The organism is Nostoc sp. NMS9 (assembly GCF_017114995.1).
In the GTDB taxonomy this organism is placed as follows: domain Bacteria; phylum Cyanobacteriota; class Cyanobacteriia; order Cyanobacteriales; family Nostocaceae; genus Nostoc.
This window is the reverse complement of record NZ_JABXKL010000108.1, coordinates 32428-49747: the sequence shown is the minus strand read 5'-3', so window position 1 is coordinate 49747 and position 17320 is coordinate 32428. Positions and strand designations below refer to the sequence as shown.

17 protein-coding genes are annotated in these 17320 nt (G+C 41.3%); 10 read left to right on the top strand and 7 right to left on the bottom strand.

The features are described 5' to 3' along the window. Window positions 1-5 precede the first annotated feature (5 nt). The 4 genes from plsX to HWQ40_RS34905 all read right to left on the bottom strand — a co-directional run bounded on the left by plsX (window position 6) and on the right by HWQ40_RS34905 (window position 4328). Complete coding sequence (gene plsX / locus HWQ40_RS34920) at window positions 6-1028, bottom strand: phosphate acyltransferase PlsX (protein WP_292787126.1); 1023 nt, start codon at window positions 1026-1028, stop codon at window positions 6-8. A 56-nt stretch (window positions 1029-1084) separates the two neighbouring features. After that, window positions 1085-1258: a hypothetical protein gene (locus HWQ40_RS34915; protein ID WP_292787124.1), complete on the bottom strand. Its 174-nt coding sequence runs from the start codon at window positions 1256-1258 to the stop codon at window positions 1085-1087. Between the two features lie 13 nt (window positions 1259-1271). Then, window positions 1272-2753 carry a leucyl aminopeptidase gene (locus tag HWQ40_RS34910; RefSeq protein ID WP_292787121.1) on the bottom strand — a complete coding sequence of 494 codons (1482 nt, stop codon included), beginning with the start codon at window positions 2751-2753 and terminating at the stop codon, window positions 1272-1274. A gap of 408 nt (window positions 2754-3161) precedes the next feature. Next, window positions 3162-4328, bottom strand: a complete 1167-nt coding sequence (locus tag HWQ40_RS34905; protein WP_292787119.1) for an EcsC family protein — start codon at window positions 4326-4328, stop codon at window positions 3162-3164. A 164-nt stretch (window positions 4329-4492) separates the two neighbouring features. On the opposite strand from HWQ40_RS34905, the gene HWQ40_RS34900 reads away from it, so the two are divergent. After that, complete coding sequence (locus HWQ40_RS34900) at window positions 4493-4897, top strand: DUF1308 domain-containing protein (protein WP_292787117.1); 405 nt, start codon at window positions 4493-4495, stop codon at window positions 4895-4897. Window positions 4898-4899: 2 nt separating this feature from the next. Continuing rightward, window positions 4900-5196, top strand: coding sequence for a DUF3349 domain-containing protein (locus HWQ40_RS34895; RefSeq protein ID WP_292787114.1), 297 nt, complete (start codon window positions 4900-4902; stop codon window positions 5194-5196). A 166-nt stretch (window positions 5197-5362) separates the two neighbouring features. Here the strand turns inward: HWQ40_RS34895 and HWQ40_RS34890 are convergent, their stop codons facing one another. Together HWQ40_RS34890 and HWQ40_RS34885 are read right to left on the bottom strand one after the other, a co-directional pair. Then, entirely contained in the window at window positions 5363-6154 is a 792-nt protein-coding gene (locus HWQ40_RS34890; protein WP_292787111.1) for an alpha/beta hydrolase, read from the bottom strand. A gap of 65 nt (window positions 6155-6219) precedes the next feature. Next, the gene (locus tag HWQ40_RS34885; protein WP_292787108.1) at window positions 6220-6945 is read right to left on the bottom strand and encodes a 1-acyl-sn-glycerol-3-phosphate acyltransferase; all 726 of its coding nucleotides are present in this window, start codon (window positions 6943-6945) and stop codon (window positions 6220-6222) included. A gap of 488 nt (window positions 6946-7433) precedes the next feature. Here HWQ40_RS34885 and metG point away from each other — a divergent pair, with 488 nt between their 5' ends. From metG to menH, 5 genes are all read left to right on the top strand, one after another. After that, window positions 7434-9038, top strand: coding sequence for a methionine--tRNA ligase (gene metG, locus HWQ40_RS34880; protein ID WP_292787105.1), 1605 nt, complete (start codon window positions 7434-7436; stop codon window positions 9036-9038). 167 nt (window positions 9039-9205) lie between these two features. Continuing rightward, a complete protein-coding gene (locus HWQ40_RS34875; protein WP_094348455.1) occupies window positions 9206-9835 on the top strand; it encodes an NYN domain-containing protein in 630 nt (209 codons plus the stop codon). Then, a complete protein-coding gene (gene lptC / locus HWQ40_RS34870) occupies window positions 9835-11034 on the top strand; it encodes an LPS export ABC transporter periplasmic protein LptC (protein WP_292787103.1) in 1200 nt (399 codons plus the stop codon). The genes HWQ40_RS34875 and lptC overlap by 1 nt, the downstream gene beginning before the upstream one ends. Before the next feature lie 96 nt (window positions 11035-11130). Further along, window positions 11131-11532: a metal-sensitive transcriptional regulator gene (locus tag HWQ40_RS34865; RefSeq protein WP_292787101.1), complete on the top strand. Its 402-nt coding sequence runs from the start codon at window positions 11131-11133 to the stop codon at window positions 11530-11532. Between the two features lie 241 nt (window positions 11533-11773). Next, window positions 11774-12586, top strand: a complete 813-nt coding sequence (menH, locus tag HWQ40_RS34860) for a 2-succinyl-6-hydroxy-2,4-cyclohexadiene-1-carboxylate synthase (protein WP_292787099.1) — start codon at window positions 11774-11776, stop codon at window positions 12584-12586. 10 nt (window positions 12587-12596) lie between these two features. Here the strand turns inward: menH and HWQ40_RS34855 are convergent, their stop codons facing one another. Next, entirely contained in the window at window positions 12597-13253 is a 657-nt protein-coding gene (locus tag HWQ40_RS34855; protein WP_292787098.1) for a glycoside hydrolase family protein, read from the bottom strand. 791 nt (window positions 13254-14044) lie between these two features. Between HWQ40_RS34855 and HWQ40_RS34850 the strand changes: the two genes are divergently transcribed. From HWQ40_RS34850 to HWQ40_RS34840, 3 genes are all read left to right on the top strand, one after another. Beyond that, on the top strand, window positions 14045-14887 hold the full coding sequence (locus tag HWQ40_RS34850; RefSeq protein WP_292787096.1) for an HpsJ family protein: 843 nt from the start codon (window positions 14045-14047) through the stop codon (window positions 14885-14887). A gap of 126 nt (window positions 14888-15013) precedes the next feature. After that, window positions 15014-15922 carry a glycosyltransferase family 2 protein gene (locus HWQ40_RS34845; protein WP_292787093.1) on the top strand — a complete coding sequence of 303 codons (909 nt, stop codon included), beginning with the start codon at window positions 15014-15016 and terminating at the stop codon, window positions 15920-15922. A 606-nt stretch (window positions 15923-16528) separates the two neighbouring features. Continuing rightward, a complete protein-coding gene (locus HWQ40_RS34840; protein ID WP_292787090.1) occupies window positions 16529-17293 on the top strand; it encodes a DUF502 domain-containing protein in 765 nt (254 codons plus the stop codon). Window positions 17294-17320: the final 27 nt, after the last annotated feature.

Here is a 17320-nt window from a genome sequence, read left to right as displayed (position 1 = left end):
AATGACTAACCGCTCTCGCGCTCTAGGATATATTGGGACTGAATTCGTTGTATCACCTGGTTGTCAACAGCTTCTTTTGCCATGCGAATTGCATTAAAAATTGAAGGTGCTTGCGAGCTACCGTGACCGATAAAACAGACTCCTGCCACGCCTAGCAGTAAAGCACCACCATGTTCTGCGTGATCCATTCGCTGCTTAATCCGCTTCAAGTTGGGTTTTAAGAGTGCTGAACCGATTTGACCGTGCAATCCTTGGGGTAATTCTTCTCGCAGAATTTGCAGAATCACTTCTCCAACGGCTTCGGCAAATTTTAACAATACATTACCTACAAAGCCATCGCAGACAATCACATCAAAGCGACCGGAAAGCACATCACGCCCTTCAGCATTGCCAATAAAATTAATTTGGGGATTTTCGCGTAGCAGCTGGTGGGCGCGGACGGCTGCATCATTGCCTTTAGAGTCTTCTTCACCGATATTCAGCAAACCCACCTTCGGTTCAGTTGTACCCAAGACATACTTACTGTAAGCCGATCCCATAACGCCAAACTGCTCTAAAAACTTGGGGCGACAATCTACATTTGCGCCAACATCAAGTACCAGCACTGGCTTACCAGCAATAATTGTGGGAAAAACTGTCCCGATCGCTGGGCGATCGATTCCTGGCAATCTTCCTAAACGGAGCAAAGCTGATGCCATAGCGGCTCCAGAGTGACCCGCAGAAAATACGGCATCTGCCTTTTGTTGCTTGACTAAATCCATCGCCACATTGATAGAAGCCCTGCGTTTGCGTCTAACTGCATTTAAAGGCTCCTCATCCATAGCGATCGCTTCTTCAGCATTCACGATCTCTACCTGCCCTAAACTTGTTTTTGATGGCAAGGCAGCTTCTATTTGTTGGGGATCGCCAACCAAAAATATATCTACACCCAATTCTTCTCTTGCTCGCAATGCGCCAGCAACGATTTCACCGGGTGCATGATCCCCTCCCATTGCGTCAATTGCGATCCGTACACGAGTCGATCCCATTGCTCACAGCTTCTAGAAACCTTACAAATTTTACCAGATGGCTTTGCCGAAAAAGCTTAATTTTCTGACCGCCAAATTAATTCTGTTACTATTGCAACAATTTTTGCTGGCAAGCTCAAGATAGCACGAATTGTTAAGTATTGGGCATGGGGCATGGGGCATTGGGATGAGGAAGATGAGGAGGATGAGGGGGATGAGGAAGAATAATAATCATTTGTTTGCTCCCCCATCTCCCCCTGCTCCCTACTCCCCACTCTCCAGAACCCAATCAACTAGCGTCCGAACGCCGTAACCAGTTGCCCCTGCGCCGTTGTAGCCATTTTCTTTATCTGTCCACACTGGACCAGCAATATCTATGTGCGCCCAAGGGGTTTGTTTGACGAATTGCTTCAGGAAAAGGGCAGCGGTGATTGCACCACCTGGACGCGGCCCTGTATTTTTCATGTCCGCAATACCAGACTTTAACCCTTCAAAATATTTTTCTTCCATTGGCATCCGCCAAATCTTTTCCCCTGAAGTTTGGGCAGCTTTTTCAATCTGGGAGGCTACAGCATCATCAGGAGTGTACAAACCAGCAATATCGTCACCCAACGCAATGACGTTGGCACCAGTCAGTGTGGCTAAATCAACGATCGCATCTAAGCCCAATTTGTCGGCATACACTAAGGCATCTGCGAGGGTCAAACGTCCTTCTGCGTCGGTGTTGTTCACTTCGATTGTTTTACCATTTGATGCTGTGAGAATGTCTCCAGGGTGCATGGCGTGACCGCTAATCATGTTTTCAGCCGCCGCCGAAATAAAGTGAACTTCAACATCTGGCTTAATTTGAGCAATTGCTTTTGCTGCCCCCAAGGTAGCAGCTGCACCCCCCATATCCATCTTCATGGTTTCGATGCCGCTACCAGCACCTTTAATGTTGAGTCCGCCGGAGTCGAAGGTTACACCTTTGCCAATAATTGCTAATTTCTTTTTGGGTGTACCTTCTGGCTTATAAGTTAGGTGAATAAATTTCGGTGGCAAATCGGAAGCTTGGGCTACTCCTAAAAATGCACCCATGCCCAACTTTTCACAGTCTTCTCGTTCCAGAATTTCCAGTTGTAAACCATAATCTTTAGCGATCGCTTGAGCAGTTTCCGCTAAAGTAATTGGTGTTACTGCGTTAGCTGGTGCTGCTACCAATTGCCGTGCTAAATTTACCCCGGAAACGATTTGATTGGCGCGAGTAATGGCAGCTTCTTGGCCACCGAAACCTAGTAAATCTACGGTTTCTATTTGTGAACCTTTATCTTCTGGTTCGGATTTAAAACGAATATCTTGATAAAGTGCTAATTCCACTCCTTCTGCGATCGCTTGAGCACTCGCGGCTGGATCGTTGTTCCACAATGGAAAACTAAATCCAAGAATTTTGCTTTTTTGCTTTTTTCCTACCCTGGCTACAGCCGCAGCAGCACGGCGCAGAGTATCTAGTTTTAACGCTTCTGGTTTGCCTAAACCTACTAAAATCAATTTCCGCACTGGGCTACCAGCATTTACACGGGTGAAAATAGTGCTATTGGCTTTACCTTTAAATTCTTCTTCAGTAATCAGTTCTTTTAAGACCCCAGAAAACTTTTGATCTAAAGTAGCTAGTTCTCCGGTTAACTCTACTGCATCTTCAAATAATCCAATTGCCAAACTATCGCCTGCCCACTCTAGCAAAGGCTTATCACTAGGTTGAATTGTCATTTTGGGATTTTGTGTAAATATTCCTTCTTGTACCAGTATTGCTCAAAATTCTGGTTTCATGGTGAGGGGAGTGGGGATTGGGCATGGGGAATTGGGCATTGGGCATGAGGGAGCAGGGATCAGTAAGTATAACTTAACGAATTAGTATAAATAGCACTCGTTAACGAGTCTTTGATCCTCGTCAATCCACCTCAGAACTCCGTTAATGAGTCTTTGATCCTCATTAATCCACCTCAGAACTCCGTTAACGAGTCTTTGATATTCGTTAATGAAGCTATGAACTCCGTTAACGAGTCTTTGATCCTCGTCAATCCACCTCAGAACTCCGTTAATGAGTCTTTGATATTCGTTAATGAAGCTATGAACTCTACTCTTTTACTTCCTGTCCTATGCCCAAAGCCCTATGCCCTATCCTCCAATTTTATTTGTGTCAATGTCAAATTTGCTGGCGATCGCTTTTATTATTTTTTGCTCAACTGCTGTAATCTGATTATCAAGCTGGGCAATTTTGTAACATTGAGCCAACAAGGGTATGGCAAAATCACGATTCAGTTGATTGAGCAATACATCTAAAGGCTTGGGCGATTTGATATTTTGGGCAATGGCATCCAACGAAGTAGGACTGAGGTTTAAAGCTTTTAATTCTGGTAAAATTTCTTGCCAAGTCTTTTCTGGATGACTAGCTAGGATCATGTGAACTAAGATTTGATCCATGAGAGCTTGTTGAGCGATCGCACTTTCTAGATACTTTTCACTTTCGGCTTTTAATGTTGCCAATGTCTGTGGCGATGCCAAGGAAGTTGATTCATCCAGCTTGGTTTCGTAAAATCGACAAGCAGCATACCCCAATGAATAGATCATCGTTGCATTTGAACTAGCTCCAATCACTGCACCCGCTAAGGGCACATTTCGCAACAAGCCTAACCCCGCAGCTTTCAACAAACGACCTCCACCCAAAGCCAACCCAAAAATTGCTAAAATTTCACCTTTACGGGCTGGATCTTTTAAATCTAGCCCGTAGACAGATGCAATTTGATAAAGCATTTCTGATTGCAATTTTGTTGTGGCTGTTAAATCAATTGCCAACAATGCCACTGCTATTCCTGGCAAAAAACTAGTGGCTAGTCCAACTGTGGCTGCTTGAGTGGCTTTTTCCACCATGATTCGGTGAGCAATCTGGCTGGGTGATTCATTTGGATACTGTTTCTTGAGTTTGTTTACTGCCGCTTCTGCTCGTTCCAAATCAACAAGGTTAGTATCGCTAATCAGCCAATTGAGATTTAATACTCCAGACAGTTTTCTAATTAGCCAATTTTCGCTGAGGCGATTTACAACCTGACCGCTGGTTTGAGTTGTTTGCTCAATGAACTTGTGTGTTTCTTTCGCTGTTGCTTCTCCCACCCCTATTGCTGTGTCTAAAACTGCTTGGCCAGTCTCAGCAACAGTTTTAATCAAAGACTCTACTATAGACGGTTCATTTTCTACTGATGATTGAGTCTGGATTTTTACTTCTGAAGTTTCTCTGGGTAAATTAACTAATTTATTCACTTCTATTTCTTTGGGTTTGTCTGCCATTGCTTGACACCATCTTGTAAAGCCTCTCTTTTTTGGTTGTAGCGAAGTTTGAGGGGCTTTGACATCTCTCAATAAGTACAAGTTATAGATCAACAATTCCTGTGACGCTTTTACCGAAAGTGACCTAACTCCCATAAAATAATCGCGTTGAGTATGGCGTTGAAATGGTCAATCTAGATACAGGCACTGTGTTTGCGTTTATTTCTGAAGGCTCACCTGTGCGTTATGAATTACGACAGTATATACAAGGGCAACAAATGGTAATTACTCAAACAGCGTTGAAAGAAGTTACTGATATTATTCAATGGTCAGGCGGAGTATCAGAACAGGCGAGATTAAGTAGATTACTGCAAAGATTAAACATCATACCTGACAATCCCTCAACTGTAGCCCTAAACTTACAGCCAACTAGGAGTTTGGGGACAAATGATATCATTATTCTAGGAACAGGGGATCAGTTAGGAATTGTGACAATGACAGCAGATGTTAAAGCGGTCAGAGCAGCACTTTCTCAGGGTGTAAAGTTTAATGTGTGTATCCATCTGCCTCGCCCTTTAAGAGGAAACTAATTATGCAAATTACTATTGCACCTTATCTTTTAAGTACCTATAAGCTGATTCAGTGTGCTTTTCCCAATGGAATAGAAACACAAGACTATTTACCACTGTTGGCATTGCTTTATGATGAAATGTCAGATCGAAACTTAGCAGAAATTGTAGTTCACTATACAGGAAGACATTATGCGGTTGTTCTCAATGATGTGTATCGTGTAGTAACAACTGATGTGCCAAAGGCTGAAACTATTGACAAGGTGAAACAGCGTTTGCTTGTTTGTGGTTATGAAGAGTGGCTCAAAGAAGCTGAATAGCACTCATCTCTCACCTCTATTTCTGGTTGGAGTTTGTCTGCCATTGCTTACTTCAAACTATCCTGTAAGTTTATAGTGCCAGTGACTTATAGTCTGAGTTAGATGGTGGATATATAGTAAGTTAATTACCCTATCCTCTCGCCTCTAGCCCCGTACCCATATCAGCTTAACTTTCTAAAAAGTCGTTATCCTTAAGAATTTCATAGAGATTAATATCTTGCTCTAGCAAGCAAGCGTGTCCACAATTGGGCAACACTACAATCTTTTTATTTGGTAAGATGTTCCCTATCCGGTTCACTTCAGTTACAGAAGGCAAAAGGCGATCGCTAGCACCAGCAATCAACAAAACTGGTTGAGTTAAACGCCTTAACTGTTCCTCATCAACATGAAACTCTCGCAGTAAAGACAACCGCCAAAGAACGGTTTCTTCCGGGACAGAACGCATAGTTTTTAGCAGATCGTGGCGATCGCTTGGAGAAATGCGTGACAAAGATGCTAAAAATGGTAACAACCCCAGTGCGCCAATATCATACAATCCTGATGGTACTAAGTAAGTTAGCTGGGATGCCCAACTTAACCAAGGGCGAAGCTGAAAGGCTGAAGCTGGGTTAATTAGGATAATTCGCCTAAATAAATCGGGTGCTTGGATTGCCACTTTCATTGCCAAGCAACCACCAAAGGACTCACCACACAAGTAAACTGGCCTCTGAGAGCTTTTTTCTAATTCAGCGTCGATCAAGTCCAATACACTCTTAGTTAGGACATCCCAAGTGTTTAGGTCTTTCCGGGGGAGCGCCAAACAACGGACATCAAAGCCAGTTTCTAGCCCAGCGGTTTGCGATCGCAATAGTTGACCAGTTCCATCCATTCCTGGCAAATATACCAGCAACGGATACTCTGGCTGTACTCGTTTAGGAGTCAGAAAACAAGGGTTTAGCTCAACTTCTGTAATAGTCATTGGTCATTGATATAAAACTTTTGAACTGCTGATTGTTGCTTATAAAAGCTTCGGTGCTTTTGATTCTAATAGCAACCTTGACGCAGTAAACTGCTAATTTCGCCGTGACAGTGTTCTGTCAGTTCAGCCACAACAGTTCTGGCTTGTTTGCCATGATATTTTTTATGATGTTGGGGCGTAATCCAATAAGGACGACCGATTAATACCGCAACTCGACGATAAATTACCAAGGGATGCCAACCATTTTGATTAAATAAAGGTTCTGAAGGGTCGAATACACTCAAAAGTCTTAATGGGAAGCCATTAGTGTTTACTTCTTCTAAGGATGCGATCGCAATCGGCAAAATAGCTAAATCTTGCACATTCGCTCGTAATGCCAAATGGGCAAATCCCCGCTGAAACTCACCCACCTGGTTTGGCTGAGTAAATTTCACCATTGGTGCAGTCCCTTCTGGAAATACTCCCACCATCTGCTTAGACTGCAATAGCACCTGTGACTGCGAAAAAAAGCTTTGCAGGCGGTTTTGAGTTTCTTCCAAGGGAAAACACCCCAATTGACCGGTGACAATCTCTCGCATGACTGGAACTTGTCCCATGTAGTGATGGCAAGCAAAGCGAATCGGACTCGATAACGCCGCCATTAAAATCAGTGCATCCATAAAGCTGCGATGATTGCTGACTACCAAGACGCTCGCATCCTGGGGAATGCGGTCTTCGTAATAGCGGAACATTTGCGTTGAGAATGCCGCCACCAAAGCGCGAGAAATCTCTAGGGGGCTATTTCCACTCATACCTAATCAATATATTTTCCGGTAAATATGGCAATTTGTCTTAATTTCATTTTTACATTTCTTTACTATTGCCATGACCGTCTTAAGATAGAAATATCTAATCTACAAAAGCAACTAGTACCGCAAGGCGGAAGTCAAAAGTCACGCATTCAAAAGTCACGCATAATTATATTCCGAGCTTCTTGCGCCATTTGAAATGGTATGTTTATTTACGCCATGCTGTACTAGATTTTCTGTATTCTTGATTATGTATTCTTGATCACAAGAATATCTAATAGAAACTATTCAAAAAAATTATGATTAGTTAATTTCCATTTTTAGGTAAAAATGAGTTTAATTGATACATATTACAAAACAATTTTGGACTTGATAAATTTGCTAGTATGAAGATGTTATTGGAAAAAATGGTAAAAATATTGTATAATTACCTGGTTTTGCCGATAAGAGGTAAGATATAAAACGTTTTAATAAGTTAATTTTTATTTTGTATGAATCTAGTGAATAAAAAAGAATTGACATTTGCGCTGACCACACCCCTATATTATGTAAACGATGTCCCTCATATAGGCAGTGCTTACACGACGATCGCAGCCGATGTAGTGGCGCGATTCCAGAGGCTACTGGGACATCAAGTATTACTAATTACAGGTACAGATGAACATGGGCAAAAAATTCAGCGATCGGCAGAAAGTTTAGGGAAAGCGCCACAAGAATTTTGTGATGAAATTGTCCCTAGTTTCGTGAGTTTATGGCAATTATTAGACATTCAATACGATCGCTTTAGTCGGACTACTGCACCTCGTCATGAAGCGATCGTTAAAGAATTCTTTGAGCGAGTCTGGGAATCTGGTGATATTTACCAGGGACAACAACAAGGCTGGTACTGCGTATCCTGCGAAGAATTCAAAGAAGAACGGGATCTGCTAGAAGGACACCGTTGCCCAATTCATACTAACAAAGAAGTGGAGTGGCGAGACGAACAAAACTATTTTTTCCGCTTATCCAAATATCAAACTAAGCTGACAGAATTTTATCAATCTAAACCGGATTTTATTCAACCAGAAAGTCGGCGTAATGAAGTCCTCAGCTTTGTCAATCAAGGACTGCAAGACTTTTCCATTTCACGAGTAAATTTAGATTGGGGTTTTCCTGTACCAGTTGATCCTAAGCACACCCTTTATGTCTGGTTTGATGCGCTGCTAGGGTATGTCACAGCATTACTAGAAACAGATGCAGAACCGACTTTAGCAAATGCTTTAGAAACATGGTGGCCGATCGACTTGCACCTAATTGGTAAAGATATTCTGCGCTTCCATGCAGTTTACTGGCCAGCAATGCTGTTATCGGCTGGCTTACCCTTACCAGAGAGAGTCTTTGGGCATGGCTTTTTGACCAAAGATGGTCTAAAGATGGGCAAAAGTCTGGGTAACACCCTTGATCCTGTGGCATTAGTTAAGAGCTATGGTAGTGATGCCGTTCGTTATTACTTCCTTAAGGAAATCGAATTTGGCAAGGATGGAGATTTTAATGAAGTTAGGTTCATTAATGTTCTGAATGCAGATTTGGCAAATGATTTAGGTAATTTGCTCAATCGCACTTTGAGCATGGTGAAAAAATACTGTGCTGAGAATAAAGTACCATCAATCGGCAATGAAGCGATTCCTGACGAAAATCCTTTGAAAGCCATTGGTTTACGTCTAGGGGAACAGGTGAAACAAGCATACCAGGAGCTAGCTTTCAGTCAAGCTTGTGAGGCTATCCTTTCACTGGCGCAAGCCAGTAATAAATTTATTGATGAACAAGCTCCTTGGTCATTATATAAACAGGGACAGCAGGAGTCGGTGGAAAAGGTTCTCTACGCAGTTTTAGAATCAGTTAGACTAGCAGCTTATCTGCTATCCCCAATTATTCCGAACATTAGTAGCGATATTTATCAGCAGCTAGGCTTCAGAATAAATTTTAACGATCAAAAACAAAGTTCAGTTACCGCTCCTTTTGCCATCCATGCTAAATGGGGGCTACTATCGAGCAAACAAGAGTTGGGTACACCCCAACCGATTTTTAAGCGAATAGAACCCCCGAAAAACGATTAGTCCTTATCAAACTCTGATTTTGTTCAATTTTTTTATTTTCTCACAAAATTTATCGTGGCTCAATTTAAATTAGCCGCGGAACATTATCATAAGCCGCTGTGACTAGCATCTAAAAGTTGGTAATTTGTATCAAAAATAACAGGGATAAAAACTGAGGTATCACAACGATGTTGAATAATTTGGAAAATGATTCAATCTTTACGCCAGAACAGGTTTTGGAGAATCGGGGTAGAGTTGCCATATTTATTGATGGCTCAAATTTATTTTACGCTGCACTGCAACTAGGTATTGAAATAGATTACACGAAGCTATTATGTCGATTAACAGGTGGTTCTAGATTACTGCGCTCTTTTTTCTACACTGGTGTAGACCGGACAAACGAGAAGCAACAAGGGTTTCTGCTGTGGATGCGTCGCAATGGCTATCGAGTCATTGCTAAGGATTTAGTCCAGCTACCAGATGGCTCTAAAAAAGCTAATCTGGATGTAGAAATAGCAGTAGACATGATGGCACTAGTAGATTCTTATGATACCGCAGTTTTAGTCAGCGGTGATGGGGATTTAGCTTATGCAGTAAATTCAGTCAGCTATCGTGGCGTGCGGGTAGAAGTTGTGAGCTTGCGTTCGATGACCAGCGACAGCTTAATTAATGTAAGCGATCGCTACATTGATTTAGAAGCCATCAAAGAAGATATTCAAAAAACCCCTCGCCAAAGCTATCCATACCGGCCGTTATCTGGGATCGGTTTTTTGGAAGACCCCAGAACTAGTGATGGACACCTAGAAATTCAAGAATAATGACGCATCAATTTCATAAAAGAGGGAGATGGGGAAAGAGAAAAATTCAAAATTTCTCCTCCACTCCCTCCTTTCTTGTTTTACTTTTATTAATATTTGGTTTAGTCGCCTGTGGGGGCAAATCCCCGCCAGCTTCCCAACAAAATACTGCGGCTTCATCTAATCCAGATAGCAATTTGACTTTCTTTGATGTCACCCTAGAACAAGCAGATGAAGTGGGAAGACCAATTTGGAAAGTCAGGGCTAAAACCGCAAAATACACCAAAGAAAAACAAATTGGTCAGGCTGAAAGTCCTTATGGTGAACTATATCAAGATGGCAAAATTGTTTACCAAATTAAGGCAGATGTAGCAGACATTGAACAAGATGGAAAGCAGTTGTTTCTTAAAGGTAAAATATTTGCCACAGATCCTAATAATGGGATTGTGTTGGAAGGTAATGAATTAGAATGGCGTCCCAAAGAAGATTTGTTGATTGTTCGTAACAAGATTAACGGCACCCATAAAAAACTACAAGCAGTAGCGCAGGAAGTGCGAGTTAAAACCCGCGAACAGCGGATGGAATTTTCTGGAGGAGTAGTAGCAAATTCTATTGATCCCCAGATGCAAGTGAGAACTGAACATTTAATCTGGAATATTAAAGAAGAAAAACTGATTGGCGATCGCCCCCTAGAAATTGACCGCTACAAAGATAATAAAATTAGCGATCGCGGTAAGGGAAATTATGCCGAAGTCAACTTAAAAACAAAAATTGCCACTGTCCAAAAGAATGCTCAACTAGAATTACTAGACCCGCCACTGCAAATAGCTAGTAACTCTATGACCTGGAACATGAACGCAGAAACTGTCACCACAAACTCGCCCACACGAATGTTCCAGCGTGCTGAAAATGTCACAGTGACAGCCAATCAAGGTGAAATGAAAATACCACAAAAAACGGTTTATTTAAAAGGTAATGTCAACGCCGTTGGTCAGCGTCGCCAGTCTCTGAGATCCAATACACTAACTTGGTATTTAGACAATAAGTTAGTTGAAGCTCAGGGAAATGTTGTTTATCGACAAATTGACCCACCATTAAATTTTGTGGGTGAAACAGCAGTTGGTAATCTGCAAACAGAAAATATTCTTGTCAAAGGTGGCAGTTCTAGCGGTAGGGTAGTAACGGAGATTATTCCCCAAGAAAGAGCCAAGCGTCAGTAGTAAACTTAGGGTGAATGGGGCCCACCTTCACCCAGAAATTTTGGGTTGGTCGAGTACTAGACTAGGATCTTAGTAATACAAACCTTTTGATAGCCCATGAATGGATCAAACCGATTAGGTAAGGAATACTTGCCAACATCCCAGCAAGTAGAACATTCCCACTATCACGATACAGACCACGAGCATAAAGATCATCCTCATGGGACTAGAGAGCCGGCTCATCCTCATATCCATAGCGAAGAGTCTTTACGGCGAATTGTCAATCGATTATCGCGTATAGAAGGACATGTTCGTGGTATCAAGGCAATGGTGCAGCAAAGCACCCCTTGTCCTGATGTTCTACTGCAAATTGCCGCAGTGCGGGGCGCATTGGATCGAGTCGCGCGAATTGTTTTGGATGAACATTTAACTGAGTGTATTGGTAGAGCCGCACAAGAAGGTAATATTGACGTTGAAATTAAACAGTTAAAAGCTGCTTTAGATCGATTTTTACCTTAAAAATAAAAAATTAACTCGCACGACAAGACATTTTGTAGAGATGCGACATTTAGTGTATTGACTCAAGCAGAGGGTTATTTATGCCAAAATTAACACAACACGTGTATTAGGAAGGAGAGTTTTGGCATTACCTATCTTACCAAGGAGCAAAAAGGCAATGCCTACGGCGGCAAGCTACGCGTAATTATCAATACGAAGAAAGAAAAAGCGCTCAATCAAATTTTATCTATCTCCTCTAAAAATGACTTTAAAAGAATATAATTTTAACTATTATTTAAATATCAATATAAACAAATATATAATTCTTTTCTTACACGGGTTCATGGGAAATATTAATGAATTTGATGAAGCCATAAAATTACTAAGTGAAGATTTTTCTTATCTCACCCTTGATTTACCAGGACATGGTAAAACCCAAGTTTTAGGAAGCGATGAATACTATAAAATAGAACCCACTGCTCAAGCAATAATTAATTTATTAGATGAATTAAAAATAGATAAATGTTACTTAATTGGTTATTCAATGGGTGGAAGATTGGCTTTATACCTAACTCTACATTTCCCAGAACGTTTTATTAAAGTTGTATTAGAATCAGCTTCCCCAGGTTTAGCAACAGAAGCAGAGCGATTAGAACGACTTAGACGTGATGCTCAGATAGCTAAAAAATTAAGCAGAACTATTATTCAAACTGATTTTATTGCTTTTCTGTCAAATTGGTATAGTCAGCCCATTTTTGGTTCTATCAAAAAGCATCCAGAATTTGAAAGGTTGCTAGAAAATCGTTTGCAGAATCATCTAATTGAATTAACAAAATCACTCAAATTTATGGGTACTGGTAATCAACCATCTTTATGGGAAAAACTCAAAGAGAATACAACGCCTTTACTTTTACTAGCTGGTGAAAAGGATGAAAAGTTTAAAGATATAAATACAGAAATAGCTAATATATGTAAAATTGCACAACTAAAAGTAATTAATAATACTGCACATAATATTCACTTTGAAAACACTGTAGAATTTGTACAAAATATTAGAGAGTTTTTTAATAATTAGTAAAATAAGTTTACTGCTTCTTTAGCTGCTTATCTGATGGCTTAATCTGGGGAGTTGGGGTTAAGTTTACTGTTGTTGGTTGCTTCACTGTGGTTAATTCCTCTTGCAACATTTTCTGGTAAACCTTAGGTAAAGAGTTACTAACAGAATTAGTCTCTATGCCATATCCCAAACTTGTCCAAGTGGGAGAGAGTCGCCGCAAAACATCATTTAACTTTCCCTGACGCAACTGTTGAGAAATATCAGTTCCCCAAGCTTTAGAATCATTTAACCAACGGTAAACTACTACATCTTGATATTCTGCTTCAAAACTATAAGCAGTCCAAAACATCATCTGCGTCGGCTTTGGGTGATAACGAGGGGCTAAACGATACCAAGTAATGTTGATAATTTGATATCTGCCAGCAGCGGTAGAACAATTACCTGTGTTGGGACCTGTGACAATTGTGACGCATATCTCAGGATGTCGGCTGAGATCGTTGACTTGCTGTCCACCGTATAACAGGGAATAGGGACGGTTTCCACTAGCTTCACTTGCCGAGATGGTTCGCATTAAAGCGCGGATATAAGGGTCGCCCTCTTTCATCACCAAAGGCGGCTGTTTATTTTCAAAGATGGGATCGGAAGGCGATCGCAAGTCTCCAATATACCATTGCAACAAATACACAAAGCCGAGAAGCGCCGCTATTGGGCCAATCAGTTTTTCAACACCTTTGAATTCAAAGCCTTTCAGAGTCTGACTCCTTTAAATTCACTCTTTTTGCTAACAAAAATCACCGACGAACTGATTCCAGTAAAGTTCACACCTGATTGTTAGTTATTATTTCCGATTTGCTCATTTTTTTAAGAATTAGCAAAAAAGAGTATAAATACAGGAGTTTGCAAGTAACTGAGGTACAAAATGCAGGACTCACGCATCAGATATAAAGAGTTTCTACCTCCTGCCTCAAAACCCGTAGCTTTGTACTTTATGCAAAAGAAAACTACTGTAAGTATAGCAAGCGAGATATTCGCAAAAATCTTGAACAAGTATAAATTCAATTACTTCTAGTAGCATCTGCTCTCAGTAATAATTGCTTCCTTACTCAAATCGGACGATAAGTCGATACAGCCTCTTTGCAAAGGTTTCGATTCAAGTTGACACCGATGCACATCTGTAATCCCCTATAAAAGGTCTATATTACGACCGATTGAAAACTGCAATCAGGGAGATTGGGTAATTAATGAGTCTCTTCCTCTAGCCTCCCATCAACTTCGTATCTTAAAATACCAGGAATTTCCTGAAGACACTGGAGATAACAAATGTTACTGTGGCCTAGTTGAAAACCAAGAGGCAGATAGCCTTTACCAATATTGAATCTGCTTTGTGTTTTTACACAATAGTCATAGTCATGGGCACAATATTCAAGTAGCTTGAAATATGAAAATCACTCGTATTCACCACCAGTTTGAAAAACTATGGTTAACCGTTTTACTTCCGTGAGTACTGCTCTCACACTTAAGGTAGTTGGAATAATCTGCATTTTGTCCTTTTTCGTTGACTTTTTGATTCTGTTATTACCCTTTCAACCCACCGATCGGGTATGGCAAATCAATTTGGGAACAGCGCTCGTCGATCGAGGAATTGTTCCTCTGGTTGGTTTGGGGCTTCTATTTGCTGCTTATTGGATTGAGAATGCCGATCCAGCAAGCGATCGCCCCCAAGGTATTGATTTAAGATTTCCTGCCGCGATTATCTCCAGTATTTTAGGGTTGATGTTCTTGCTGATTTTTCCCCTGCACCTAAATAACGTCAATCAAGCGAAGACTCAAACACTCAACCGAATCACCCAAGAAGCAGACCAAGCAGAAAATCAACTGAACACTCGGTTATCGCAATTGCAAGCACAACTGAATACTGATCAAGGAAAAGCGCAACTAGACCAGCTGCGAAACCAAACCAAAGCTCAGTTTAGTGAAATCCTCAAAGATGACCAAAAATATAAACAAGCAATTGAAAGCCCTCAAATTCCCGCAAATATAAAAGAGTTACTCAAGAAGGCTAAAACAAATCCCCAAGTACTTGACAAAGCTATCGAACAACAAACAGATATTAAAACGCTGCAAACTCAACAAGTGAGCCAACTTCGCCAGCGCCGAGACGACGCACTGCAACAAGCTAAAGATACTGCTTGGAAGTCTGGACTGCGGATTGGTATTAGCAGTTTGCTATTGTCCATTGGTTACATTATCATCGGCTGGACAGGCTTAAGAGGTAGGGGTGCTGTACAAGGTGGTAAACCTAGAACTGCCGCACGCTAATCCACTATTGGCATGGCAGTAGGATGTATCCAAAAATTATTGACGGCTGATACTGCCATGCGCCTAATAGCTAATAACAATAGAAAGGCAATTATCACTCAGTAAAATCGCTATAAAACTTGGGTAATGTTCTCAATTTACATACTGACATATAACGAAGAACTAGATATTGCTGCTTGTATCGAATCGGCGATGCTATCGGATGACATCATTGTTGTGGATTCATGCAGTAGTGATCGCACTGTGGAAATCGCCAGTCGCTATCCCATCCGCATCGTCCAGCACGCTTTTGAAAGCCACGGACGCCAACGCACCTGGATGTTAGAGTCTATACCCCCGAAGCATCAATGGGTTTACATTCTCGAAGCTGACGAGCGCATGACACCAGAACTGTTTGCAGAATGCGAAAAGGCAAGTCAGAACCCAGACTACATCGGTTACTACGTGGCTGAACGCGTCATGTTCATGAATCGCTGGATTCGCTACAGCACACAGTATCCCCGTTACCAAATGCGACTCTTTCGCCACGGGAAAGTGTGGTTTACAGACTACGGTCATACTGAGCGAGAAGTTTGTGAGGGTGCAACTAGCTTTTTAAAAGAAACATACCCACACTACACTTGTAGCAAAGGTTTGAGCCGCTGGATTGACAAACACAACCGTTATTCTACAGATGAAGCTCAAGAAACATTGTATCAGCTAGAACAGGGGAAGGTTAACTGGCAAGATTTATTCTTTGGTAAATCGGAAGTCGAAAGACGGCGTGCCTTGAAAGATTTGTCTTTACGTTTGCCCGCCAGACCGTTGCTACGGTTTGTATATATGTATTTTATCTTAGGCGGATGTTTAGATGGACGCGCCGGGGTCGCTTGGTGTACATTACAGGCATTCTACGAATACCTGATTTTGCTCAAAGTGTGGGAAATGAAGTATCTACCAAAACCTAATTTAGATGCAACAGCAATTTTGGTACAAGAGAGTACGCAACAGTTGCAGTGCGCGGATTCTGAAACTACACAGGTTGATGCAGCGTGAAGAGGGCTGGAGATTAGAAGGATTCCCAATAAAATTAGCGATCGCAAAATCATAGGGCGCACAGATGTGCTACACAGATCCCTGACTTCATAAAAGTTGTCAGGGATCTTGTTTTTCATAATTCAAGACTAATAAAAAACATCCCAAATTTTCTAGCAGAACGGGTGTCCCCATCTCTTCTATATTCAGGGCAGGCAGAATACTCACCCCACAAGATGGATAATTTCTTTCTTGAAAATCCCTAACAATTAATATTTTTAACAGAACATTTTCATAAAAGCCACCCTTGCTCAAAAGTGAGTGATTGACCAGATAAAATAATTTATTAGTTTACCCTGTAGTACTTTCACAATCATGAGCAGCTTTTGATTCAGCGCGCTAGATTAATAATAGCCAAGAACTTGCAACAATTATTTACAAGTTTTATAAAGAAAAGTAACATCCTCTAAGAATAACCAGTCGCCATCGGATTGGTTAATGTCTATGTGTATGCTTATAGGAAAATAGCTGATTTCCAGCAGCAGGCAACTTGCTAGCATTTTAGACAGTTACTTGCGGCAGAATCTGCCAAAGTTAAAGGCTTCGGAATTTGACGAATCTGCTGGTATGGATACGAATAACAAAAGTTCCTCTAGCTTAAAACAGGAGAATCGGGGCTTGGTAATCGATCGCCTAAAACAGGACTTAAAAAACGACCTGATTGCTGGTTTGTTGGTAATAATTCCCCTAGCAACCACTATCTGGCTGACAATTACCATTGCGACTTGGGTAATCAACTTCCTCACCCAAATTCCCAAACAATTGAATCCTTTTGATGGGTTAAACCCGGACTTAGTAAATATACTTAATTTATTAGTAGGATTGGCTGTACCCCTACTAAGTATATTACTGATGGGATTGATGGCTCGGAACATAGCTGGGCGGTGGTTGTTAGATTTTGGTGAGCGATTATTACAGGCAATTCCTTTAGCAGGACAGGTATACAAAACTCTCAAACAGCTTTTAGAAACAATACTGAAAGATTCTAATGGCAAGTTTCGCCGGGTAATTTTGGTAGAGTATCCTCGCCGAGGAATTTGGGCGATCGCTTTTGTTACGGGTGCAATCAGCAGTGATATCCAAGCCCAAATGTCTCGCCCCGTGCTAAGTGTCTTTATCCCCACCACCCCAAATCCGACTACCGGATGGTACGCAGTCGTTCCTGAAGACGAGGTGGTGAACCTCTCCATGTCGATTGAAGACGCCTTTAAAATAGTTGTATCAGGTGGCATTGTTGCCCCCAATACGCCTTTGGTTTTCTCTAAAGAGTCCACATTGGAAGTGAAACACGAAGAGATCAAGCAGCAGGTTATTCCCGTTGAAGAAACGTGAAGAAGGAAAGAGGAATGAGGCAGGAGG